Source organism: Echinicola arenosa (assembly GCF_014841125.1).
Classification (GTDB): domain Bacteria; phylum Bacteroidota; class Bacteroidia; order Cytophagales; family Cyclobacteriaceae; genus Echinicola; species Echinicola arenosa.
Window position 1 is genome coordinate 1088044 of sequence record NZ_JACYTQ010000001.1, and the last position, 24870, is coordinate 1112913.

The window sequence follows — 24870 nt, forward strand, 5'->3', positions numbered from 1 at the left end:
AGTATTGGGGAATATTTAATAATATCACCCTACCCGTTTGTGATTACGATTTATGAAAGACGCTTCCCCAATATCAAATTATATTTCTCCCAGCAATAAAAAATTCATCTCTCAGCTGAATGGATACGCTGAACGTATCCTGTCTGGAAAAGATGAGCGCCTATGCGGTATTCTCTTGAAAGGACCAATAGGTACTGGTAAAACGTACCTTGTGGAGCAGTTTCTCCATCAAAACAGGCCCAATTACCTCGTCTTGGATTTAAAGCATAACCAACAACAAAGTAATATCCCATACGTCGGCTTTAAGATGGGCATTGCAGATTTTCTCAGGAAAATCTATAAACAAATGGACAAGGCAGCCTTTTCGGAATTCTCCAAAGAATTGAAAACCCAGCTAGGGGCACATTTGCCCTTGCTCTTTGACTATATACCCGAATTAAGCCTTCTGGCTGGAAAATCTCCGGAACCAAACGCTTCTCCAGTTCCAAAGGTTGAAAACCAGCTCTATACCCTTTTTAGAATATTCTTTGAATTTCTAAGTGACTTCTTTCAAAAGCCTGTATTGCTTTTCAGTGATGACCTCCAATGGGCTGATGGTTCTGGCATGAATTTGCTTTACTATTTGATCCTTCACCTTCCTTCCCACAAGTTTTTGTGGATAGGAGCGAGTAGGGAATCCGCTGAAAACATGTTTCGGGTCAATCAATTGATTGAGTCTCTCAACTATGACAAGAAGCATTTGGAGATCGTTTCTTTAAAAGGCCTTGATCAAAATCAAACGGAGTATTTCTTAGAAGAAATCCTTGGTAACAGCACTACTCGGGAGCTGACCCAAATTTGTTACGAGTTAAGCGAAGGAAACCCGTCCTACTTACAGGTACTGGTGGAAAGTCTGAAAAATACCGATTTAATTTACTTTGAAAATCAGCATTGGAAGGGAAAACTGGAAAAGATCAAACAGCAATACCAAGGCAGAGATTCTCAGAACATACTCTGGTCCAAACTGGAAAAACTTTCAGAACCAAGCTTACAGATGCTGTCTATTGTGTCATGCATGGGGAATTTCAAAAATGATATCTTACTTTCCCTTTTCTCTCAAAACGAACACAGTCTAGAACAAGCCATTCAGGAAGCATTGGACGCTGGATTGATAGAAATTCATGAAAACACCTTCCGATTTGCAGAAACCCATATCGGTGAGGTAATTTATGAAGGAATTCCTTTAGGCCAAAAAAAGGAAATCCATTATAAATTAGGTAAACAAATCATTTCAGATTCTACTGGCAATATAAATTCCACCCAAAAAGTAATAGCTGCCCAGCATTTTAATCAGGCGATAGAATTGGTCAAACAAAATGAAGACAGCCTGAAATGTGCAGAACTTAACCTGGAAGCCGGAAAGATCCAGCTAAAAGATCAAGCCTTTGAGCAGGCACGGCATTTTCTAAAAACAAGCGCAGATCTCTTTGGTGAACTTCCCCGAGAAATGGTCAAAGACCGTATGTGGGAAACTTTTATGGAGCGGGCAAAGGTCGAGTACCATTTAGGAGAATACGACCTTGCTGAAATTCATCTGGATAATCTTCTGGAAAGGTTACTTGATCCTATCAAAAGAGCTGAAACCTTTATTCCTAAAATAACCATTAACAACCATTTAGGAAGATACAGAAAAGTAGTCACTATCCTCCGGGAAATCCTTTCTGAGTTGGGACTAGACTTGCCACATGATGAACTCGCCTTCCAATTGGAAATTGACCGATTATCGCAACTGATCGATCAAACTGACTTAATGGATTCTCCTGCGATTATCAATACTCCGCCCAACATCCAAAACGTCATACTTAGACTCTTATATGTAGGAGGAATGGCGCTGCATCATACTTCAGACATCATGATGACTTGGGCAGCATTACAAATCATTTACCGGTCAAAGGGCAGCCAAGAACCTGGTGTAAAAGCGATTGGTTATGTGAGTTACGGTAGGATGAGCATAATCTCTGGCCATATAAAAAAAGGCTATGAATTAGGTATTCAAGGCCTTCAAGTCAATCAAGAGCTCAATGACCTTCAATATCGATGTAGGGTTTATGGGGTTTTCGCCTTTTATATCCAACCTTGGAAAAAAGAATTCAAAGCCAGTACTCCACTGCTCCATGAAGGCATGAAAGCAGGAAGGACTTCCGGTGATTTAATTGGCCTTTACATTCTGAAAACCCACCTTTTCAACCTGCATTTGATCTCCGGACAACCTATCAAAGCCTTGCTGAATTTTGAATTTGAAGAGTCTTATCCAGGGATGGAATTGACTTACTATATTACTCATTACCAAAAAAGTCTCATCAAATACTTAACTGGAGATAGTCCATTTTTCTCTATACCCAGACAACAGCCAAGCTGGCTTGCAGCCAAGCTCACGATTCAGGAAGAAAGATTTTATAGAAATCATGTTTGGGCCAGGTTTTATTTTATGTTTGGTCATTTTGAACACTCCTTAAGATGTGCTCGAGAAGCCCATCAAAATAGAAAATTGCAAGAAGGCTCTCCCTTGGTTCCTGCTAATCTAACCTTACTCTTTTTATCTATCAGTCAAAGCTGGAATCCACAAAACGAGGAATCTCGAAATTATTTACTTGAAGAGCTCCAATCAATTTTAGACTTGATGGATCAATGGCAAACGCACGCCCCTGACAACTATAAATCCACCTATCTGCTAATGCAAGCAGAATGGTCAAGGATTAATAATTCCCCACAAAGTGCTATCAAGGAGAATTTCCACCAAGCCATTGCATCTGCACAAGGTAATTTTTATGAAAGTGCACTATCTCATGAACTTTATGCCAAATTTTGCCTTGAACAAAGTGATTTAGTCAACGGTAAATCACAATTAGAAAAGGCTATATTGGCCTTTAGGAATTGGGAAGGAGTAACCAAGGCCAACCAAATCATCCAGCAATATCAATTTCTTTTTCAGGATGACTCTTTCACTCCCGTCACTCCGGATGTTGAGACTTTATTAAGGGAATTAAGTGGTGATCTGGAATCCCAGCCGCTTACCCAAAAATTAATGGTCATGCTCTTACGGATTTCCGGGTCAACCCAAACGGCCATTGAGTGGATTGAAAACAATGGAGAAGTCATTGAAGTAGCTAAACTCTCTCTACTTCCGAGAAATGGGGCATTGAATGAAAACCACCTTGTTCCTTCGGGGCTGATGCTAATGGCCCATAGGTCCCAATCTTCTGTCATCATCAATGACCTAGAAAAGGAAAACAGTTTTTCCGAAATAAACACACTGAGAAAACAAGGTGTGCAATCCTTGATGATACTCCCCATCAATATCAATGGCTATTTATCGATGGTTGTTTATTTGGAAAACAATTTTGTCAAAAACCTGTACCAGGACCAATTGATCAAATGGATCAGGATCGTAGCCAATCAAGGAGGAATGATCATCGAAAATGCCCGGACACATGAAAAAACCCTCCGCTTGAATGAGGAAATCCGAAAGGAAATGGAGGAAAAGCAAAGGCTATCTTCCCTGATAGAAGCGCAAAAAAACAACCACCTCAAAGACCTTATCCAAACCCAAGAGGATGAAAGAAAGCGGATTGCCGGTGATCTTCACGATAGTTTGGGTTCTTTACTGTCCACCATTAAAATGCGTCTTAACCGTATCCAGGAGGACCTTTCTACTAACACTCCCCAATTGCTTTATAGAGAAACCATGGATAAAATGGACGAGGCTATTGATGAGGTGAGAAGGATAGCACACAATATGTCTCCAGTTTCCCTCAGGAGGTTTGGCTTAGCGTCTGCCTTGCAGACACTTGTGGAGCAGGTCAATTTAGGAGGGAAATTGGAAGGTCATTTACAAATTTTAGGCTTGGAAGACCGGCTTCCAGAGCAAATAGAACTGACCATTTATCGGATCTGCCAAGAGTTGGTTCACAACACCGTCAAGCATGCCCATGCCAGCAACCTCTATTTGCAACTGATCAACCACGAAGACAGCTTGAACATTACTGTTGAGGACAATGGACTAGGTATGGATAAAGAAAAAGTAGCGACCGGCCTTGGTCTTCATGGTATAGAAGCGAAGGTACAAATGCTCAATGGCCAATTCGATATAGAAAGTCAACCGGGCAAAGGCTTTTTGGCTGTGATCGATATTCCTATCAATACGCCATAAGAAAGCCTCAAAATAGAAAGATTGAAGGATTGGGTTCTGCCTCACCGGGTTTTGGTGGTCTTTGCACAATCAAGTACATTTGGCCATTGGATTTTGAATGAGGCATGTATTTCTCTTCCAGACCAGGTATACTTAATCCCTCCTGCACCACTTTACCTTCCTTGGTGGACCTGTCATAAATAAACAAGTAGGGAGTGCTTCTATATTCATAACTGACCAGATAATACTGCTTATAAGCCATTGCATTTCTAATGTGGAAAATTTTCATTTCTCCATCCCAAATCTCTCTGGAGAACTCAAACCTTACTTTTGGTAAAAGACGATCTTCCTGTGCTTGGTACAAGGTGTCACGGTCAAATTTCCCAACATAGGCACGAGAAGGGAGTAAAATAGGATTATAAAAGTAATTGAGAGAATCGTATTCCGAATAAGTTATTAAGGATGGCTGACGTCTCATCGCTCCCCAGGCACTTTTCAAGCTTAAATGATCAACCGTAAACTCTTGAAGGATTTCAAGATCATTACCAAATCTGTAAATTTCAGCTTCACGATAAAATCTACTGTTACCACTACCATCAGTAACAAACTTTTCCGCTACTGCCCAATAACCATCCTGAGCAGTTTTGACAAAAATAGGTTCAGCAGGTAATTTTTCTGTCTCTCCAATCAGCCTTCCCTCCAGATTGAATTTGTATACTTTAAAGCGATAAGTATCCGCAATTATTACAGCCTTTTCTTCTTCATCAAAGGCTATAGAGGTGGGGTATGCATAAGTTTCAGGCCCCTCTTCAGCCTTTTTACCAATGACTTTTATAAACTCCCCTTCTTTATTGAACTGTAAAATTCCAATTTTGACATCATCAATATAAAGATGCTCATCGGATACAGCAATATCATTGATGTATTTGATGAAGCTCATTTCGGTCATTTCCAAAGGAATTTCCCGGTAATCACCGGCAAAGTCTTCCAGAGACAGTTCCTTTTTCTCATCATGATCAATGATGATTACAGGTATATCCTGTTCTGTTTTTGTTTCCTGTTGACATTGAAATAAAAATACTGAGGATACTAAAAGTAAGATCACATTATATTTCATAGGTAAACATTTAAAAGTAGGATCGCTAAATCATTATTAACTACCCGACCGTATAACGAAAAAATAAGTTGATCTAAAAACGAAGATTTGTTTTCAGGTCAACTTATTTTGAAATTTAAAACTTATTAAATCAGGTTAGTTTATTCAGCAAATACCTTACTTCACGTGGCCCTTTGATATTGTAATTGGCTTGGGTGTAGCTATATCCCACCCGGATGCTGTAAGCCCCATCAGGCATTGCCTTAAATGTATCTTCATCAGTCCAATCATCACCGATGGCCAAAATAAAATCATACTCTTGCCCCTTCATAAAAGTGGTGGCTGCACGCCCTTTATTGATATCAGGGCGTTTGATTTCCAAAACCATGTTCCCTTCCAATACCTGTAGGTTATGCCCCCTGGCCATATATTTGAGGTGACTGAAAAGCTCCCGCATCCTTAAGTCTCCCAATCCGCTTTCTACTTTTCTATAATGCCAAACCAACGAATGGTGTTTTTCCTCTATAAAAGCGCCCGGAGTACGTTGGACATAATATTCCATGACAGAGCGAATATCTGGTTTCCAGTGATTATCCACCTCAGCATATGGTGCCCAGTCTTTGGCTCCATTTTTCTTCAACCAAACCCCATGTTCCGCAATTAAGTCTACCTTTTGGCCTTTAAACCACTTCCCTAGAGTTTCCTTGTCTCTCCCACTGATCACTACTACCTGCGATTTCTTGGTCAGCTTGGTTATCAACTGCTTTAACTCATCGTCCGGAAATGCATCCTCTGGCCTGCTTTTAAAGCCCACTAAGGTGCCGTCATAGTCCAGGAACAATATGGGCTTCTTGGCCTCCTGAAAATAACCATGTAGCTCGCTCATCACTTCCGCATCTACTTCTTTGGATTGCAGGTCAAATTGTTTCTGCTTTACGTGTTGAAGCCTGTCCATGAATACTTTTACCCATTGAAAGACATCATACCTTTTAATGGTGTCCTGCATGGACAAAATGCGGGCTTTTTGCTCTTTATCATCCATGGTCAATGCCTGCTTGATCGCATCAGAAACCCCTTTGTTATTATTAGGGTTAACCAAGATGGCATCTTGCAGCTCCTTGCTGGCACCGGCCATCTCTGATAATATCAGCACCCCTTTATTGTTGACCTTGCTGGCGACAAACTCTTTGCAGACCAAGTTCATGCCATCACGCAAAGGAGTAACCAGACCAATATCGGACATGCTGTAAAAAGCACTCAATTCTTCAAATGGAAAACTTCTATAGAAATAATGAATAGGAACCCAATTGAGGGTAGAATAATCACTGTTGATTCGTCCCACCAGGGTATCGATTTCTTCCTTGAGCTCCATGTAAGATTTCACCTTTGCCCGAGATGGAACCACTATCATGATCATGGATACTTTACCGTGATAATCAGGATTCTCTTCCAAAAACCGATCAAATGCCTTGATCCTTTGCGGAATCCCTTTGGAATAGTCCAAGCGATCTATCGAAAGCAACAACTTCTGCTCATCCAAAACACCGAGGAATTTCTTCGCTATATTTTTCGTCTTTCTGGATTTGGCTGACTGTGCAAATTTTTCATAATCAATCCCCATTGGAAAGGAATCCACATTGATCAACCTGTTTTCTGCTTGGATATAGCCGCTTTCATTGGAAAGTCCCATGATCCTTCCCACGGCACTGAGAAAGTGACGCATATCGTCATAGGTATGGAAGCCAATCAAATCTGCCCCACACATCCCTGAAAGGATCTGGTGTCTCCAAGGCAACATTCTGATGACCTCATAGGAAGGAAACGGAATATGTTGGAAAAATGCTATCGTTGCTTGTGGCAATTTCTCCCTTAACATTTGGGGCAAAAGCAGCAACTGATAATCGTGCACCCAAATGGTATCATCAGGATTAGCCTTTTTCAAAATTGCATCACAAAATTTTTCATTTACCCGCACATAAGCATCCCAATGTTCCTCATCATAATTGATATTTTGGGTAAAATAGTGAAATGCGGGCCAAAGTGTCTCATTGCTGAACCCTTCATAAAACTGCTCTATATCCTCACTGGTGAGAAATACCGGAGCCATTTTCAACTCATGAAGTTCAATGATTATTTCAGCTCTCTGCTCAGGATCTTCCACATCATTTCCTGGCCAACCTATCCAAATATTCTCTCCTTCCTTATAGATTGACCCTAAGCCTGTTGCGAGGCCTCCAGCACTGGGTTTAAATTCAAATTTTCCATTCTTATGCCTTAAACTAACAGGCAGCCTGTTCGACACAATAATTGTTTTTCCCATAATTATTTATTGATTTTCTTAAAAAGAAGAGAAGACAAACTGTATTTCGGTGTGAATTTGACAAAATATCTGTCTAAAATTTTATATCCTAATCTACTAAAAATTCAGCAAATAAAAAAGATTAAGATCCAGATTCAACCTTGAAACTACTCTCATTAATCATCATTTAAACGGACTAAAAGGCACTTCTTTACAAGACCTAAAAGCATTGGAATTTCTAGGACAATAAGCGCGTTCATACTGGCAGATTCAAAAGTTTAGGCTTAATTTAGATTCCCCAAATCCAAGGAGCGCTTATGTACATTATTTTTGATACCGAGACCACAGGTTTACCAAGGGACTACAATGCCCCCATCACTGATCTTGACAACTGGCCCCGACTGGTTCAGTTAGCCTGGCAATTGCATGACGAAAAAGGCAAACTGATTTCCAACAACAATTACATTGTCAAACCTGAAGGCTTCACCATTCCTTACAATGCCGAAAAAGTCCATGGAATCTCTACGGACAGGGCCTTAAAGGAAGGACATGATCTGAAAGAGGTATTGGAAATTTTCCACAAAGATGTAGAGAAAGCCACTTATTTGGTTGGTCATAACATTGGCTTTGATGTCAATGTTTGTGGATCCGAGTTTCTCCGTGCAGATGTCCCTATGCAACTCATGGAGAAAAAGGAATTGGACACCAAGGACATTTCCACAGATTTCTGTGCCATTCCCGGTGGTAAAGGAGGAAAATATAAGTGGCCTACCCTAACAGAGCTCCACCAAAAACTATTCGGGGTAGGCTTTGATGATGCCCACGATGCTGCTTATGACGTTGATGCCACGGCCAAGTGTTTCTTTGGCCTGATCACACAAAAGGTATTGGCTCCCGAAGAGGGCATATCTCCAGAAGAGGTAATTTATGAAGCTCCAAAATTGGATGCAGCCAACTTCGCTGCAGCCAAGGACAGTCAAAAACAAGCTGCCCAGGATGTCATAAAGCAAGCCCGAAGGGCTGACATTAGTGACTTGGTAGATGTTCCTTTTAGTCATCTCCATGTCCACACTCAGTATTCCATTCTACAGGCTACATCAGAGATTCCTGCCATGGTGGCCCGGGCAAAGGAATTCAATATGCCGGCCATTGCCATGACTGACCATGGCAATATGATGGCTGCTTTCCACTTTGTGAAAGAGGCAATGGCCAACGACATCAAACCTATTGTGGGTTGTGAATTCAACATTTGCAGAGAACACACCAATAAATCCCAGAAAGACGACGGATTTCAAGCAGTCCTTTTGGCAAAAAACAAGGCGGGATATCATAACCTCGCCAAACTGGCATCCTTTGCTTATACCCAAGGATTCTATTATGTTCCTCGAATTGACAAAGAACTTCTTGTCCAATATAAAGGGGACATTATTGCAACCACAGGAGGCCTCTGGGGTGAAATCCCTTTCTTGATCCTGAATATCGGAGAAACCCAAGCGGAGGAAGCCTTTGTATGGTGGAAAGAGCAATTCGGCGATGATTTCTATGTAGAACTTAATCGTCATGGAGTAGCTGAAGAAGAAAAAGTAAATGAAGTGCTGTTGCGCTTCGCCCAAAAATATAAGGTCAAATATTTTGCCGCTAACAACACCTATTACAACACAAAGAACGACGCTAAGGCTCATGATATTCTGCTCTGTGTCAAGGACGGTGAAAAAGTAGACAAGCCTAAGCGCTACATTGGCAAGAAGGGCAGGGAATTTCGTTATGGATTTCCCAATGAGGAGTTTTATATCAAAACGCCTGAGGAGATGAAAAAGCTCTTCGCTGATCTTCCTGAGGCCATTGAGTGCACCAATGAAATCGTCGATAAGATCGAGGTGTATAAACTAGCAAGGGAAGTATTGCTTCCCAAGTTTGACATTCCAGAACGATTCCAAGACCCTCAAGATGATGTAGATGGTGGCAAAAGAGGTGAAAATGCTTATTTAAGACACCTTACCTACGAGGGAGCCAAAAAACGTTATCCTGAAATCACGGATGAAATCCGGGAAAGGCTAGACTTTGAGCTTTCCATTATTGCCAATACAGGTTATCCGGGATACTTCCTTATTGTACAGGATTTCACTACTGCTGCACGTCAGATGGGTGTTTCTGTAGGACCTGGAAGGGGATCAGCAGCAGGGTCTGCCGTTGCTTATTGTATTGGGATTACAAATGTGGATCCCATTATGTACGATCTCCTTTTTGAGAGATTCCTTAATCCTGACAGGGTTTCCCTTCCCGATATTGATATTGACTTTGATGATCACGGTCGTGGAAAAGTAATCGACTATGTCATCAAAAAATATGGCGCCAATCAGGTAGCCCAAATCATTACTTATGGCACCATGGCCGCCAAATCAGCCATTAGGGATACCGCAAGAGCTTTGGATCTTCCATTATCCGATGCAGATAGGCTCGCTAAACTGGTTCCTGACATCAAACTGAAAGCCCTTTTTGGTTTGGCCAGTGACCGGGCTAAGCTTTCTGATAAACTGAAAGGCAACTCAGAAAACATCGATAAAGCCTATGAGCTGATCAATATCTCTAAAGGCAATGATGACCTTTCCAAGACCATCAACCAAGCAAAGATACTGGAGGGGTCTGTAAGGAATACGGGTATCCATGCTTGTGGGGTCATCATTACCCCTGATGACATTACCAATTTCGTCCCAGTGGCTTTGGCAAAAGACTCGGACATGTATTGTACGCAGTTTGATAACTCCGTGGTAGAAAGTGCCGGGCTACTCAAGATGGACTTCTTGGGGTTAAAAACCCTGACACTGATCAAAGATGCCGTGAAAATTGTCAAAGAAAGGCATAACATCGATTTGGATCCAGAGAATTTCCCAATTGATGATATGCCTACTTACGAGCTCTTCCAGAGGGGTGAAACTGTCGGTATATTCCAGTATGAATCCGCTGGGATGCAGAAATACATGCGAGAACTGAAACCCACTGTTTTTGCTGACCTTATTGCCATGAACGCCCTTTATCGTCCCGGACCATTGGAATACATCCCGAGCTTTATCAAGCGTAAGCATGGCTTGGAACCAATATCCTATGATTTGGATGATATGGAGGAATACCTAAAAGAGACTTATGGTATTACGGTCTATCAGGAACAAGTGATGCTACTTTCCCAGAAATTGGCTGGATTTACCAAGGGTGAGGCCGATGTTCTGCGAAAGGCAATGGGTAAAAAGCTGAAGGATGTCCTGGATAAGATGAAGCCCAAATTTGTTAACCAAGCAGCTGAAAAAGGGCACGACAAGTCCAAATTGGAGAAAATCTGGAAAGACTGGGAAGCATTTGCCTCCTATGCATTTAATAAATCCCACTCCACTTGTTATGCCTGGGTAGCTTACCAAACTGCTTATCTAAAAGCACATTACCCTGCTGAGTATATGGCTTCTGTGTTGAGTAACAACATGAATGATATTACTCAGGTTACTTTCTTTATGGAAGAATGTAAGCGAATGGGAATAGAAGTATTAGGCCCTGATGTCAATGAATCAAAAGAAGGTTTTACGGTAAACCCTGAAGGTCAGGTAAGATTTGGTCTTGCCGCGATTAAAGGGGCCGGTGGAGCGGCAGTACACTCTATTATAGAAGAACGGCTTGAAAACGGTCCTTATAAGAACATCTTCGACTTTACTCAAAGAGTGAATTTACGTGCCGTCAACAAGAAGACCTTGGAATCTTTGGCGATGGCGGGTGGCTTTGACTGCTTTACCGAACATCATAGAAGGCAATACCTAGAAGCGCCTGAAAATGATGCTACCTTGATTGAAAAAGCGGTAAAATATGCGCAGAAAAAAGCCCAAGAAGCGGAAAGCTCCCAAGTTTCACTGTTTGGAGGTGGTTCTGGAATGGAAGTTCCTATGCCAAGCATTACCCCAATAGAACCTTTTAGTCAGCTTCAACAGCTCAATATTGAAAAAGAAGTAGTTGGTCTTTATATCTCAGGCCACCCATTGGATCAATTCAGGGTGGAGTTCGAGTCATTTACCAATACTCCTTTGGCTGAATTTGCCAATACAGAAAGCCTCAAAGCAAAAGGAGAAAATGTAAAAGCTGCTGGTGTGGTCACCTCTTTTGCCCACCGAACTACAAAAAATGGAAATCCTTTTGGGACATTAACCGTGGAAGACTACAATGGAGGACATACTTTCTTCTTCTTTGGGGATGACTACATCAAGTACAAGGAGTATTTTATGACAGGCTGGTTCCTTTACATTACAGGTAGTGTGCAGTCCAAAAGATGGAATCCAGACGAAATGGAATTCAAGGTCGGAAACATTATGCTGCTCAACGAGGTGCGAAGTAAAATGGTGAAAGGGCTTCGCGTCAACATTAACCTTGATGACCTCAGCTTAGACCTGATGGAAAAACTAGAAGCCATTACCACCAAATATAAAGGAGAGGCCAAACTGTACATCAATGTAACGGACATGAAAGAGAAAATAGCGGTAGACCTGATGTCAACCAAATTCACCATAGATCCTTCCCATGAAATGATCAAGGAGCTGGAAAGTATTCCAGAAGTAGTCTATAAAATCCTGTAAAAAAATCATTTAAGGAAAGCTAAATAGGCCATATGTATGAAATATTTTCACCAATCTGGAACTAAAAGAATCCTAAAATACTTTAGTGTATTATATTTGAAAGATTGAATAACTATAAACATACAATACAATGGCAAAAGCAATTGAAATTACAGACGCTAACTTTGAAGAGATCATCAAATCTGATCAACCTATCCTAGTGGATTTCTGGGCAGAATGGTGTGGACCATGTAAAATGATCGGACCAGTAGTAGAAGAAATCGCTGGTGAATATGATGGTAAGGCAGTTGTAGGTAAAGTGGACGTTGATTCCAATCCAGCTGTCGCTTCTAAATTTGGAATTAGAAGTATCCCTACCCTTTTGTTCTTTAAGAATGGTGAAGTTGTAGACAAGCAAGTTGGTGCTGTACCAAAAGCAGTGCTTTCTCAAAAACTAGAAGCTCAAATTTAATTTAAGCATATATCAAATATCAAAAAGGCGCCCGAACAGGCGCCTTTTTTGTTATTTATATTTTTGGAGGATTTAGCTCTGAAACCCCTCCAGACACGATAAATTTCATAACATCCGTACTGTTGACTCCTTTAAGGATTCGCACATTCTCCTTAGGCACTAAAAAACAGTTGCCACTAAAGTTATAAGAATGGGGAAAATAAATCGCTACGAGAGCCTCTTCTCCAATCACCGAAAGGTCATCCTGTGTAATAAACCCCAGCCTACTCATATTGTCCGAAAGCTTAACAATTACAGGTGTATTGAACTTCTTCTTATCCCCTACAAATGCTGACATCAAATCCTTAATGCTGGTGTATAGGATATTCACCAGTGGTATTTTAAACAGCCACTTCTCCACCAAGTCAAATACTGGCCTTGTGATAAATATGTTGGCCAAATAACCAATAAAAGTAATCAGCGCAAAAACTATCAAAATTCCTAGACCAGGAATAGGCACAGGAAGTAGGTTATCCAAGAACTGAATAATCAAAAAGATAATATAAATGGTCAATGCCAAGGGAGCCACAAACAATAGTCCTTTAAGGAAATAATTCAACAACCGCTTAGATGTAAATGACATAATGCTATAAATTGATACAAGTATATAAGTAATAAAAATAATGCCTGATTTGAGAAAAGGCACAAAAAAAGCCCTGTCTTTCACGACAGGGCTTTGATATATTTCTTTGGGAAATTTATAAATCTATACCCATGAAAGACATAAATGCAATGCCCATCAATCCAGTAATCAACATCGTAATCCCCAATCCTTTCAATCCATTTGGTACATTAGAGTACTTCAACTTTTCACGGATAGCCGCCAATGCTATAATTGCCAACATCCAACCAATACCTGAACCAAAGCCATAAACAGTTGCTTCAGCCAAAGTATAGTCTCTTTGGGCCATGAACAAAGAACCACCAAGGATCGCACAGTTTACAGCGATCAAAGGCAAGAAAATACCCAATGCACCATATAATGCAGGAGCAAATTTCTCCACAATCATCTCTACCAACTGTACCATCGCTGCAATAATGGCGATAAACATGATAAACCTTAAGAAAGTAAGATCAACAGTAGCAAATGACTCACCCAAGAACGACAATGCTCCTTCCTTAAGGACAAATTCATTTAACAACCAGTTCAATGGCACTGTAATGGTCAAAACGAAGATAACCGCTGCACCAAGACCAAGGGCTGTATCTACTTTCTTAGAAACGGCCAAGAATGAGCACATCCCCAAGAAATAAGCAAATACCATATTGTCGATAAAGATCGACCGAATTCCTAAGCTAAATAATTCCATTTCTTAGCAATATTTTAATGTTCTACATAACCAGTCTTGGTACGTTGTACCCAGATGATAAGACCAAGGATGATAAATGCTCCTACCGGGCTTACCATAAGACCGTTGGTAGCCAATGAGAAATCTTCACCAAACCAAGAAGAGATTGTTTCAAATACTGGAATTCCAAATACAGTACCTGAACCCCAAAGTTCACGGAAGAAAGCTACTGCCAGGATAATCCAAGAGTAACCTAATGCACTACCAAAACCATCCAAAATTGAATCATATGGTTTATTTCCCATCGCAAAGGCTTCCAATCTACCCATTACGATACAGTTGGTAATGATCAAACCTACGAATACAGAAAGCTCTTTGTACATATCGTAAGCAAAAGCTTTCAAAATTTCGTTTACCAAGGTCACCAATGTTGCTACAACCGCTAGCTGCACGATAATCCTAACCCTAGTTGGAATGGTATTTCTCATAATAGAGATGGTCAAGTTTGACATCACAATTACGAAAATTACAGAAAGTGCCATTACCAAGGTTGGCTTCATCTGAGTGGTTACCGCTAAGGCTGAACAAATCCCCAAAACCTGGATGGTAATTGGGTTATCATCCACCAATGGATCAGATATCAATTTCTTTCTACGCTTTGACAGAAGCGCCTCTGCTGGCTTTTTAACTTCTGTTTTTTCTGCTGTTTCTGTGCTCATATCAATAAATATTGAGATGTTCTAAAATATTTTCTTAGCGTATTAATTAAGAGTTACCTTTTACTTTTTCCAAGTAAGACTCGTAAGCTCCCAAATAATTCACAAACATATTGTTCACTCCTTTTGCTGTCAAGGTAGCTCCAGACATTCCATCAACCTTATGTTCATCTCCAGAATAGTCTTTGCCTTCACCTTTTTGCATCTCCACAGCTACCAATTCGCCTGACTCGTCATAAATTTTCTTTCCTTCATAACGACTCTGTACATCACCAGTAGTAATTCTTGCTCCCAGACCTGGAGTTTCTCCCGCGTGTGCAAAAGTAACCCCTTCAATGGTGTTCAAGTCTGTTTTCAAAGCCAAATACCCCCATATAGCATCCCAAAGCCCAGCTCCATAAAGAGGAAGGATATAAGCGACTACCTTATCTTCACTACCTTCTTCGTGATAAATATAAACTGGGTAAAGGCGCTCATCAGCAGGCTTCTTGTAGTTCTTAGCCACATCTACTGTCTCAGCGGTCACAGCTGCACCTTCCTGTTCAGTCACTTCCTCTCCCTTGATGTTAACCACCTTGGAAGAGATCGTGTTTTCATAATATTCTTTGATTTCATTTGGCTTCATGGCTGCAATTTTCTCTGCATCCATTACTGCACCTAAAATCTGTTTTTTCGTATCCAAAGCCACTGCTTCCTTCTGAATTGGACCTAGCAGCTGAGAAGTTCCGGAAAGTAAAAATCCTAAAACGACGGTAAGGATTACCGAAAACGTGATAATGTATGTATTAGACTGTTGCACGTTGTAACCTCCTTTTCTTGTTTGCTTTTACAACATAATAATCAATAAGTGGAGCGAAGACGTTCATCAATAGAACTGCCAACATAATGCCCTCTGGATAAGCGGGGTTGGTTACCCTGATGATCACCGTTAGGAAACCGATCAATAAACCATACACCCACTTTCCACTTTCTGTCTGCGCAGCTGAAACTGGGTCTGTAGCCATAAATACGATACCGAAAGCTACACCACCCATAAGCAAGTGATAGTAAGCCGGCATAGCCATAAATTCATTTACAGCAAAGGCATTCATGATCAATCCCATGATAAAGGTACCTGCAAAACCACTGACGATGATTTTCCAGCTTCCTACCCCAGTACCTACTAATATAGCGGCACCGATAAGGATCATCAAAACAGAAGTTTCGCCAATTGAACCAGGAATCAAGCCTAAGAACATATTGGCTACGCTGAACAAATTGTCACCTATTGCTGAATTATGATTCGCAAAAGCAGAAGTAACAGCTTCACCATTTTGTCCTGCTTGGAAAGCTACAGAAAGAGCAGTCGCTCCAGAGAAACCATCAACGGCAGCTTTATCTCCAAGGTAAGTCCAAACTTTATCTCCTGAAATTTGTGCTGGATAAGCAAAATACAAGAAAGCCCTGGCCGTCAAAGCTACGTTCAGAACATTCATTCCTGTTCCTCCAAATACCTCTTTACCAATCACTACCGCAAAAATCGTCGCTAGTGCCACCTGCCATACAGGAATATAAGGAGGCATAACCAAAGCGATCAACATCCCTGAAACCAAGAATCCTTCACTAATTGGGTGATTTCTGATTACACAGAAAGTAAATTCAGTCAATAGACCAACCGCATAAGATACAATCAAGGTAGGCAATACAGCCATCGCACCAAATAGTACCTTATCAACTAATGTAGCTTCTTCACCTACGGCAAGAAAATGTTGAAAGCCTACATTAAATATCCCGAAAAGAAGAGCTGGAATCATGGCAATTACTACCGTAATCATCACTCTCTTTAAATCTACTGCATCCTTAATCTGAGAACCTTTTGCTTTAGTAGTGATATCAGGAGCAAAAGCAATTGTCCGGTGTCCTTCGTAAAGGGTGTAGAATTTCTCCCACTTTCCCCCTTTTTCGAAATTCGGCTTTAGCTTATCAAATAAGTTTTGTAATGCCTTCATATTTTAACTATACATTAATAATTCAATCCCATTTCTCACAATTTCCTGCAAATCATTCTTAGAAGGATCTACAAACTCACACAAGGCAACGTCCTCTTCAATGATTTCAAAAAGCCCAAGCTCTTCCATCTCATCAAAATCTTCCGAAATAATTGCCTTGAATAGGTATGTAGGAAGAATATCCATAGGAAGCACTTTTTCAAATACTCCTGAAACTACAAATGGCCTTTCTTCACCATGTGCATTGGTATCAACTTTAAATTCTCCTTTGTTCATGAATGAGAAAATCCCCAATGCCTTGCTAAAACTTAGCTTGCTTGTGGTAGGCTTGATCCATCCTAAGAATTCTTCATAATCTCCCTCTGGGATCACAGTGATCTGATGGTGATAATATCCCACATAGCCATCTGATGCTATTTTTTCACCAGTTAGCACGTTGCCGGAAATTACCCTTACATGATCAGACTTTAGATTTCCATCAACAAATGTGGAAACATTTGCTCCAACATAAGTTTTCACGTAAGCAGCCTTCTTCAGTTCAGAACCAGTAATCGCAACCAGTTTAGATGCATCAAGGATTCCTTCGAGGAATAGTTTTCCAATTTGGGCAACCCCATAAGGATTAACAGTCCAAATCAAATCACCTTTATTGATTGGGTCAATATGGTGAATCTGAACGCCTACATTACCAGCAGGGTGTGGGCCAGAGAATTTGTTCACTTGCGCACCTTGAATGCCACCATAAACAGGGAACACCTCGGATTCAGCGTCCAAATTTAAGTGAACCGTTCCTGACGTAAGCTTTTTAAGAACAGTGATACCTGCTTGAAAGAATTTTTCTTGTCCTTTCAGCAACATACCATAATCCGGTGCTAAAGGATGAGAGTCAAACCCGGAGATAAAGATGGCTTTTGGCTCATCTTCTGGGTTTGCTACGACACCAAATGGTCTTTGGATGATTTGTGGCCAGGCGCCTCCTTTTAGGATTTGCTCAGTGGCTTGCTCTTTGGAGAGAGATTTGAGGTCAGATTCGGAGAATTTTTCGAAAGTTTCATAGCTGACTTCAGCGTCTGCCATGATTCTGATTTCCAACAACTTTCGCTTTTCACCTCTTTTAATTTCAACGATTTCCCCGGAAACAGGAGCTGCGTAAAGTACTTTATCAAGTTTTTTATCAAACAAGATCGGAGTACCGGACTTTACCGTATCCCCCTCTTTTACAAGAACTTTTGGACGCCGCATACCTACAAAATCTGTAGGCTTAATCGCGAAGGTCTGTGCTGGCTTGAAAGCTTCCATTTGCTTTTCTGCCTTTCCCACCAGCTTAATATCAAATCCCTTCTTAAGCTTAACTAGTTTTGACATATTTAATTTGAAACTATATGGTCCTTTGAAAAACGCCTCAAATCTAATAAAATACATTAGTTATTAGAAGATAATTCCAGTAATATTTATGAGTGGGATATTGTCTTGACTAAAATTTATTAGAGGACTGACTATTGGCTCACCACTTCCCCCAAAGAATTGATATAGTCCATTACTTGTTCCATAAGCCACATAGGAGTAGAAGTGGCACCACATATCCCCACTTTATCGTTCGTCTCAAACCATGCGGTATCTATTTCACTTTCATTTTCCACAAAGTAACTTCGCTCGTTTTCGGCTTTACATACCTGGTACAAGGCCTTACCATTTGAGCTCTTTTTACCTGAAACAAAAATAATTACATCATTCTCATTGGCAAATCTGGTCAACTGAGGTTCTCGGTTAGAAACCTGCCTACAAATTGAATCATTGGCGGTAAATTCTACCTCTTCCAAAGATTGGTTGGCCTTGGCCATCCGCTCCTCTATTTTAGCTTTTAAAGCATAAAAACCTTTGGTGCTTTTCGTGGTCTGGCTAAAAAGTGTGACAGGTTTTGAAAAATCTATTTTTTCCAAGTCTTCATCCTCCATGACCACGACAGCCTTTTCCAATGTTTGGCCAGTAAGCCCAATCACTTCAGCATGTCCCTTTTTGCCATAGATTACGATTTGGCCATCCTGCTTTTCCATCTTATCAAAAGCAGTTTTTACGCGATGCTGTAGTTTCAGCACCACTGGGCAAGAAGCATCGATCAGCTCAATATTATTCTCGATGGCAAGCTTATAAGTTTCAGGGGGTTCTCCATGCGCCCTAATCAGCACCTTACAGTCTCTTAGGTCTTTCAGACTCTCCCGGTCTATCACGACCAAGCCCTTGTCGCTGAGCCGCTTTACTTCCATGTCATTGTGGACAATATCTCCAAGACAATATAAACGATCTGCTTCCTGCATCTCATCTTCTGCCATTTGGATAGCAAATTCCACTCCAAAGCAATAACCTGAATTTTTATCTATTGTAACTTGCATCATAATATTAATTTGCCGCTATTTTTTGTTGCGCCAGATGGGTAATTTCGCAAACTTGATCCTCAAAATCCAGTAAACTGGTATCTATTTCGACAGCGTCTTCCGCTTTCTTCAAGGGACTTTCCGCCCTGCTTGAATCAATCCTATCCCTTTCTGATAAGTTATGGATGATTTTTTCCAACTCCACCATCTCCCCTTTCTCCAATAACTCTTGCTGTCTTCTTTCCGCCCGAATCTTTAAATCAGCGGTCATAAACACTTTCAGCTCAGCACTGGGAAACACCACTGTACCTATGTCCCTTCCATCCATCACCACACCTTTGTGCTTTCCTAAACGTTGCTGCTGGCTGACCAGTTCACGCCTTACTTCTTTAATCTTACTGACTTCACTCACCTTCTCTGAAACTTGCATGGTCCGGATTTTCCTTTCCACATTGAGCCCATTGAGATATGTTTCTTGCAGACCTGTCTCCTCATTTTTATGAAAGGATATTTCCAAACTCTTCAAGGCCCTATCCACATCTTTTGGGTTGGTAAGAACAGTAAACCTGTTGAGAAAATGTAAGGTTGTCGCTCTGTACATGGCTCCAGAATCAATGTAGGTATATCCCAGCTTTTTGGCCACTTGCTTGGCCGTCGAACTCTTTCCACATCCTGAAAAGCCATCTATTGCAATTACAATTTTCCTCATATCAAAAATCTACTTTCTATCCGTAAGTTTAGCTGCAAATATAGAATTTTATAAAGACAAAAACCTTTAATACACCTACAAAGCTCTCCCCAAGCCAATGTGCCAACAGAAAACTTAAACTGCTTCCACTACTTTTAGCCAATCGATTTAGTTATCTTTAGTATTATACTAAAGACACTCTACTAACAACATGAACACTTTTTTTATTGATGGCCAGCTGGTCGATGTAATTAACAAAACAATAGTAAATAATAGAATCACTATCAAAGACGGCCTTATTTCAGCCATAAATCCTATTGAAAGTGCGCCAAAACAATATATTCTTCCCGGCTTTATAGATGCTCATGTGCATGTGGAATCCTCCATGTTGATCCCATCCGAATTTGCCAGGCTAGCATCTGTTCATGGAACAGTCGCAACAGTATCAGACCCACACGAAATCGCCAATGTCTGTGGAAAAGAAGGTGTTGAATATATGATTGAAAATGGAAAGCAGATCAATTTTAAATTTTACTTTGGAGCGCCATCTTGTGTACCTGCTACACCGTTTGAAACGGCAGGTGGCGAAATTTCATTGGAAGACCTGGAAGATTTACTGTCACGTCCAGAAGTAAGCTATTTGGCCGAAATGATGAATTGGCCAGGCACTGTCAATCGGGACCCTGAGGTCATGAAAAAAATAGCCATTGCCCAAAAGTTTGGAAAACCAGTAGATGGCCACGCACCAGGACTAAAGGGCGAGATGGCAAAAAAGTATATCACTGCAGGTATAAGCACAGATCACGAGTGTTTTACAGCGGAAGAGGCCTTGGATAAACTCCAATACGGAATGAAAATAGCTATCAGGGAAGGCAGTGCTGCAAAAAACTTTGATGCCCTTATTGACCTAATTGATGACTATTATGACAAAATCATGTTTTGCTCGGACGATAAGCACCCTGACAATCTTGCCGAAGGCCATATCAATAAGTTAGTTTCTAGAGCAGTGAAAATAGGAAAAGACTTATTCAAAGTTCTTCAAGTAGCTTGTATCAATCCTATTGAACACTATCAGATGGATGTAGGAAAGCTTCAAGTTGGTGATAAGGCAGATTTCATCATATCCAAGGACTTAGTAGCGTTTGATATTATCGCCACTTATGTCAATGGAAAAAAAATTGCTGAGAATGGGCAAACATTGATGCCTTCCATCCCTAGCAACTTGATCAACAACTTTAACACTTCTCCCAAAAGTCCGGCAGATTTTGAAATCCAAGCAAAAGGTGACTCAGTTAAGGTAATTGTAGCTCAAGATGGCCAATTGATCACACCACAGGCTGCAGGGAAAATAAAAATAAAAGAAGGGCTGGCCGAATCAAATATCGAAGAAGACATACTTAAAATTTCGGTAATCAATAGGTATGAAGACCAAAGTCCTGCGATTTCATTTATTAAAAATTTTGGACTGAAGGAAGGAGCCATAGCTTCTTCTGTAGGACATGACAGTCACAATATTCTTGCAGTTGGAGTCGACAATACTTCCATTGCCAAGGCAGTCAACCTTATCATAGAAGCTAAGGGAGGTATTTCTGCGGTTTCTAAAACTGAAGATTTCCTATTACCCCTTCCTATTGGGGGAATCATGTCCAATGAGAATGGCTATGATATAGCCACAGCTTACACGAAAATAGACTTAATGGCCAAAAAGATGGGCTCAACCCTGAATTCACCATTTATGACCTTAAGTTTCATGGCCCTTTTGGTAATTCCAGAATTGAAACTCAGTGACCAAGGGCTTTTTGATGGGCTCAAATTTGAGTTCTCCCCACTATTCCTAGAGTAGTAATAAATCAAAAAAATTAGTCCAAAAAACCTAAAACCAAAAACACCTATTATATTAGATTCAATTTTCGTATTTTATACTTCGTTTTGAACCACACAAATTAAACGACCCCTTGACTAATCGACCTAAGCAATTGTGGCAAAAACTGACCCTCAGCGATCAGGAACAAGAGTTGGAATCCAGGATTTTTAATGCAGTAGCTATCATAACGATAATCTACCTTAAAAGCATGGTCATCTTCAATTATGTCTTGTCCCAATACCTTTTGTCTGCCCTTTTGTTCATTACCTCTATCATTATTTTAGGGTTTTATTTAGCAGGAAGATCAAGAAAAAACTATCAGTGGGGCATAAAAATTTTAGCTGCCCTAAGCTACCCCATTTTGGCGCTAAACTTCTATCTCAATGATGGTATAGAGGGCCCCACTCCTTATATATTTTTAATGGTCCATATTATTGTCCTGACCCTTACTGAAAGAAAGACCTTTTGGTTTTGGACAATTTACAATATCGTTTTTTTCATTACACTTTATTTCATCCATAATTTTTATCCAGATCTGATCGTCAATAATTACATTAGTCCGGAGATTAAATTTCTCGATCAGTCGTTAAGCTATATGGCCTGCGCTATCGGCATGATGGCCATCATTTCAGCATTAAAGTGGAACTATCAAAAACAGAAAACAAAAAATGAGTTGAAAAGTGTAGCCTTGACAAAGGCAAATCTCAACTTACATCAAAACAATGAACAAAAAAACAAGATTATTGCCTTGATCTCACATGACCTGAAAAACCCTCTTCTTTCCATTACACGAATACTCGAAATGATCAAAGAAGGTGAACTCAACGATGAAGAAGCCAAAAGCATCCAAGAAGACCTTTTTATCATGGCTTCCAATACCCAAAAGATGGCTGAAAGTATTTTGGACTGGGCGACCGTAGAACTTAAAAACACAGAACCCAATTATAAAAGAGTAAACATCAAAAAGAAAAGCGAAGAGGTACTTAACATCTATCACAACTTGGCTAAACAAAAAGGAATCACCTTAAACAGCATATTTTTGGGAAGTATTATCATTACCACAGATATTGACAGGCTTCTTTTGATTATTAGAAACTTATTGCAAAACGCTATCAAATTCACACCAACAGAAGGGAAAATAGATTTCACTTTTAACCATAAAGAACACGAAATCATCATTGAGGTTTCCGATACAGGAGTCGGTATACCAGAACATAAGCTCAAAAGCATTTTTGATATGGACTTCCAGTCCACAGAAGGGACTCATACTGAAAAAGGCACAGGGTTCGGTCTCTTCATTTGTAATGAAAACGCAAAAAAAATCAAAGGTGAGCTAACCGTCTACAGTGAAGTAGGCAAAGGCACTACCTTCACCTTGTCTCTCCCTGTATTCCCAACATCACCTGCTGCCTAAAAACTTTACTTCAGCACCTGCTTTCTTTTACTCATAATATCTTCAAAGATAGCATGTGCATGCACTATGGTGTTTTCTATAAAAAACTCCCGGGTATTTAGCCCCCCACAAACCACTCCAGCTAAATAAAGCCCTGACACATTGGACTCCTGGCTCTTTCCATCAAAGCAAGGCCTCCTTTTTTCATCCAAAGTCAATTCAACCCCAAGTTGGTTCAGTAATTCATAATTTGGCTTGTAACCAGTCATGGCCAGAACAAAATCATTCTCCAAAGTCACCTCACCATTTTCGGTGTCAACAACAACTTCTTTTTCTCGAATTTCCTTAACACTACTATTATAATAGGCCTTAATAGAACCTTCTTTGATCCTATTTTCGATATCAGGAAGCACCCAATATTTTACTGTTCGGTCTACGGATTGATCTTTAAGCACCATTGTCACCTCTGCTCCCTTTCGCCATGTTTCCAGAGCCACATCAACCCCAGAGTTGCCACCACCAATCACAATCACTTTTTGACCTATATAAGGCCAAGGTTCTTTATAGTAATGGGTCACTTTAGGAAGCTCCTCACCAGGAACATTCATTTTATTTGGAAGATCATAGAATCCAGTAGAGAGCACCACCTTTTCTGCTAAATACGTTTCCTTAGAAGATTCAATCAAAAATGTACCATCCTCTAGTTTCTTTAGCTGTTTGACCTCTTCATAAAGATTCACCTTGAGGTCATAATGCTTTGTGACCCTTCTATAATATTCCAGCGCTTCGGGCCGAGTAGGTTGTTTATTAATAGACATAAACGGTATATCCCCCATCTCCAACTTTTCTGAAGTAGAAAAAAATGTCATGTTTACAGGATAGTTAAAAATTGAATTGACCAAAGTACCTTTTTCCAGGATCACATAGTTCAATTTATTTTTCTCTGCTTCTATCCCGCAAGCTAAACCAATAGGGCCTGCACCTACGATCAGTACGTCTATTTTTTTCATATTATATTAAAACAGATTTACCCTTTAAGAGTTCGATTTTCCAAGACTTTCTTTTAAAGTGCTAAAATATCACTTTGAAAAATAAGTAACCTCAATCCTTAGGACATCTTAAACTTCAACTCTTCATCTTCAAAGCCTTGACCATTCTTCTTTACACGTTTTTCAAGAAAATCTACCTGACCGTCATGCCTCCATAAAATTGCTGAAATATTCACTGTGCCATATCCTTCTATCTCTTTGATAAATGGCGCTGACAATGCGCGTTCCATCTTCAAGGGCAAGCCTGTATTGGGCAACCTTTCGTCTTGCTCCCGTGAAGTTGATTGATGTATTTCCCCTAAACTATTTAGAGAAATATCTTGATTTTGCATTTGCCTTTCAAAGGCTGATTTACTTTTCACTACTTTATACCACGGATCATCCAACAAAGCATTGCTAATCCCATGCAATCCCGGGCTTACCAGTTTGGGCTTGTTGTCATAGTTGGAAAAGTACCACATATTATCTTTATCAGCGACAAATAGATTGAAACCATCGTATTGATCACGGTTTTCATGTACATTTTCTAAATATCTTGAAGGAGATTCTTGGGAAGTCAAATAATCCAACACCAACTTCCCCCTACTTACAGGGTTTGCCTTGAGGTGAGCCAAGTCCCGATAATTTGTCAGTGCAGCAAAACGGCCATTTGGATGAATCCCCATCCATGTACCTCCGCTTTTCAAATCCCTTCCTGCATAGATACCATTATCCCATTGATGGATTTTAGCACTGGGCCTACTAAAAAACTCATCCCTGTTAGCTACTAAAATCAATTTATAAATAGGATCTGACTGCCAATGAAATGTTATTAAACACATGAAACTAAATTAATGAAAAGGCCGGATAAA

At 40.3% G+C, this 24870-nt stretch carries 17 protein-coding genes; 5 read left to right on the forward strand and 12 right to left on the reverse strand.

Annotated elements, in window-relative coordinates; translation table 11 throughout:
- The first annotated feature begins 52 nt into the window (after nucleotides 1–52).
- On the forward strand, nucleotides 53–4189 hold the full coding sequence (locus IFO69_RS04080; protein WP_192008573.1) for an AAA family ATPase: 4137 nt from the start codon (nucleotides 53–55) through the stop codon (nucleotides 4187–4189).
- Nucleotides 4190–4196: 7 nt separating this feature from the next.
- Here IFO69_RS04080 and IFO69_RS04085 read toward each other — a convergent pair whose 3' ends face one another.
- Nucleotides 4197–5285 carry a 6-bladed beta-propeller gene (locus tag IFO69_RS04085; RefSeq protein ID WP_192008575.1) on the reverse strand — a complete coding sequence of 363 codons (1089 nt, stop codon included), beginning with the start codon at nucleotides 5283–5285 and terminating at the stop codon, nucleotides 4197–4199.
- 130 nt (nucleotides 5286–5415) lie between these two features.
- Nucleotides 5416–7584: a bifunctional alpha,alpha-trehalose-phosphate synthase (UDP-forming)/trehalose-phosphatase gene (locus IFO69_RS04090; protein WP_192008577.1), complete on the reverse strand. Its 2169-nt coding sequence runs from the start codon at nucleotides 7582–7584 to the stop codon at nucleotides 5416–5418.
- Between the two features lie 296 nt (nucleotides 7585–7880).
- Here IFO69_RS04090 and dnaE point away from each other — a divergent pair, with 296 nt between their 5' ends.
- Nucleotides 7881–12170: a DNA polymerase III subunit alpha gene (gene dnaE, locus IFO69_RS04095; protein WP_192008579.1), complete on the forward strand. Its 4290-nt coding sequence runs from the start codon at nucleotides 7881–7883 to the stop codon at nucleotides 12168–12170.
- Between the two features lie 130 nt (nucleotides 12171–12300).
- Nucleotides 12301–12621, forward strand: a complete 321-nt coding sequence (gene trxA / locus IFO69_RS04100) for a thioredoxin (RefSeq protein ID WP_192008581.1) — start codon at nucleotides 12301–12303, stop codon at nucleotides 12619–12621.
- A gap of 55 nt (nucleotides 12622–12676) precedes the next feature.
- Here trxA and IFO69_RS04105 read toward each other — a convergent pair whose 3' ends face one another.
- The 8 genes from IFO69_RS04105 to cmk form a co-directional block, all read right to left on the reverse strand.
- On the reverse strand, nucleotides 12677–13243 hold the full coding sequence (locus IFO69_RS04105) for a DUF502 domain-containing protein (RefSeq protein WP_192008582.1): 567 nt from the start codon (nucleotides 13241–13243) through the stop codon (nucleotides 12677–12679).
- 115 nt (nucleotides 13244–13358) lie between these two features.
- A complete protein-coding gene (gene nqrE / locus IFO69_RS04110) occupies nucleotides 13359–13970 on the reverse strand; it encodes an NADH:ubiquinone reductase (Na(+)-transporting) subunit E (protein WP_192008584.1) in 612 nt (203 codons plus the stop codon).
- 14 nt (nucleotides 13971–13984) lie between these two features.
- Nucleotides 13985–14668: an NADH:ubiquinone reductase (Na(+)-transporting) subunit D gene (locus IFO69_RS04115; RefSeq protein ID WP_192008585.1), complete on the reverse strand. Its 684-nt coding sequence runs from the start codon at nucleotides 14666–14668 to the stop codon at nucleotides 13985–13987.
- A 46-nt stretch (nucleotides 14669–14714) separates the two neighbouring features.
- The gene (gene nqrC / locus IFO69_RS04120) at nucleotides 14715–15464 is read right to left on the reverse strand and encodes an NADH:ubiquinone reductase (Na(+)-transporting) subunit C (RefSeq protein WP_192008586.1); all 750 of its coding nucleotides are present in this window, start codon (nucleotides 15462–15464) and stop codon (nucleotides 14715–14717) included.
- Complete coding sequence (locus IFO69_RS04125) at nucleotides 15451–16653, reverse strand: NADH:ubiquinone reductase (Na(+)-transporting) subunit B (protein ID WP_192008588.1); 1203 nt, start codon at nucleotides 16651–16653, stop codon at nucleotides 15451–15453. Before IFO69_RS04125 ends, nqrC begins: the two co-directional genes overlap by 14 nt.
- A gap of 3 nt (nucleotides 16654–16656) precedes the next feature.
- Complete coding sequence (locus IFO69_RS04130; protein ID WP_192008590.1) at nucleotides 16657–18018, reverse strand: Na(+)-translocating NADH-quinone reductase subunit A; 1362 nt, start codon at nucleotides 18016–18018, stop codon at nucleotides 16657–16659.
- A 131-nt stretch (nucleotides 18019–18149) separates the two neighbouring features.
- Nucleotides 18150–19043: a 4-hydroxy-3-methylbut-2-enyl diphosphate reductase gene (locus IFO69_RS04135; protein WP_192008975.1), complete on the reverse strand. Its 894-nt coding sequence runs from the start codon at nucleotides 19041–19043 to the stop codon at nucleotides 18150–18152.
- A gap of 7 nt (nucleotides 19044–19050) precedes the next feature.
- A complete protein-coding gene (gene cmk / locus IFO69_RS04140) occupies nucleotides 19051–19734 on the reverse strand; it encodes a (d)CMP kinase (RefSeq protein WP_192008592.1) in 684 nt (227 codons plus the stop codon).
- Between the two features lie 190 nt (nucleotides 19735–19924).
- Here cmk and ade point away from each other — a divergent pair, with 190 nt between their 5' ends.
- Both ade and IFO69_RS04150 read left to right on the forward strand, forming a co-directional pair.
- Nucleotides 19925–21556: an adenine deaminase gene (ade, locus tag IFO69_RS04145; RefSeq protein ID WP_192008594.1), complete on the forward strand. Its 1632-nt coding sequence runs from the start codon at nucleotides 19925–19927 to the stop codon at nucleotides 21554–21556.
- Nucleotides 21557–21668: 112 nt separating this feature from the next.
- Complete coding sequence (locus tag IFO69_RS04150; RefSeq protein ID WP_225443974.1) at nucleotides 21669–22991, forward strand: sensor histidine kinase; 1323 nt, start codon at nucleotides 21669–21671, stop codon at nucleotides 22989–22991.
- A gap of 5 nt (nucleotides 22992–22996) precedes the next feature.
- Here the strand turns inward: IFO69_RS04150 and IFO69_RS04155 are convergent, their stop codons facing one another.
- Both IFO69_RS04155 and IFO69_RS04160 read right to left on the reverse strand, forming a co-directional pair.
- Complete coding sequence (locus tag IFO69_RS04155) at nucleotides 22997–23980, reverse strand: YpdA family putative bacillithiol disulfide reductase (RefSeq protein ID WP_192008596.1); 984 nt, start codon at nucleotides 23978–23980, stop codon at nucleotides 22997–22999.
- Nucleotides 23981–24078: 98 nt separating this feature from the next.
- Nucleotides 24079–24840 (reverse strand): NRDE family protein, encoded by a 762-nt coding sequence (locus tag IFO69_RS04160; RefSeq protein WP_192008598.1) that lies wholly within the window; start codon nucleotides 24838–24840, stop codon nucleotides 24079–24081.
- Nucleotides 24841–24870: the final 30 nt, after the last annotated feature.

What these genes read in the sequence shown, in the direction of transcription:
- IFO69_RS04080 (WP_192008573.1), top strand. Translation starts at nt 53, where the DNA reads ATGAAAGACGCTTCCCCAATATCAAATTATATTTCTCCCAGCAATAAA.
- IFO69_RS04085 (WP_192008575.1), bottom strand. Translation starts at nt 5,285, where the DNA reads ATGAAATATAATGTGATCTTACTTTTAGTATCCTCAGTATTTTTATTT.
- IFO69_RS04090 (WP_192008577.1), bottom strand. Translation starts at nt 7,584, where the DNA reads ATGGGAAAAACAATTATTGTGTCGAACAGGCTGCCTGTTAGTTTAAGG.
- dnaE (WP_192008579.1), top strand. Translation starts at nt 7,881, where the DNA reads ATGTACATTATTTTTGATACCGAGACCACAGGTTTACCAAGGGACTAC.
- trxA (WP_192008581.1), top strand. Translation starts at nt 12,301, where the DNA reads ATGGCAAAAGCAATTGAAATTACAGACGCTAACTTTGAAGAGATCATC.
- IFO69_RS04105 (WP_192008582.1), bottom strand. Translation starts at nt 13,243, where the DNA reads ATGTCATTTACATCTAAGCGGTTGTTGAATTATTTCCTTAAAGGACTA.
- nqrE (WP_192008584.1), bottom strand. Translation starts at nt 13,970, where the DNA reads ATGGAATTATTTAGCTTAGGAATTCGGTCGATCTTTATCGACAATATG.
- IFO69_RS04115 (WP_192008585.1), bottom strand. Translation starts at nt 14,668, where the DNA reads ATGAGCACAGAAACAGCAGAAAAAACAGAAGTTAAAAAGCCAGCAGAG.
- IFO69_RS04125 (WP_192008588.1), bottom strand. Translation starts at nt 16,653, where the DNA reads ATGAAGGCATTACAAAACTTATTTGATAAGCTAAAGCCGAATTTCGAA.
- IFO69_RS04130 (WP_192008590.1), bottom strand. Translation starts at nt 18,018, where the DNA reads ATGTCAAAACTAGTTAAGCTTAAGAAGGGATTTGATATTAAGCTGGTG.
- IFO69_RS04135 (WP_192008975.1), bottom strand. Translation starts at nt 19,043, where the DNA reads ATGCAAGTTACAATAGATAAAAATTCAGGTTATTGCTTTGGAGTGGAA.
- cmk (WP_192008592.1), bottom strand. Translation starts at nt 19,734, where the DNA reads ATGAGGAAAATTGTAATTGCAATAGATGGCTTTTCAGGATGTGGAAAG.
- ade (WP_192008594.1), top strand. Translation starts at nt 19,925, where the DNA reads ATGAACACTTTTTTTATTGATGGCCAGCTGGTCGATGTAATTAACAAA.
- IFO69_RS04155 (WP_192008596.1), bottom strand. Translation starts at nt 23,980, where the DNA reads ATGAAAAAAATAGACGTACTGATCGTAGGTGCAGGCCCTATTGGTTTA.
- IFO69_RS04160 (WP_192008598.1), bottom strand. Translation starts at nt 24,840, where the DNA reads ATGTGTTTAATAACATTTCATTGGCAGTCAGATCCTATTTATAAATTG.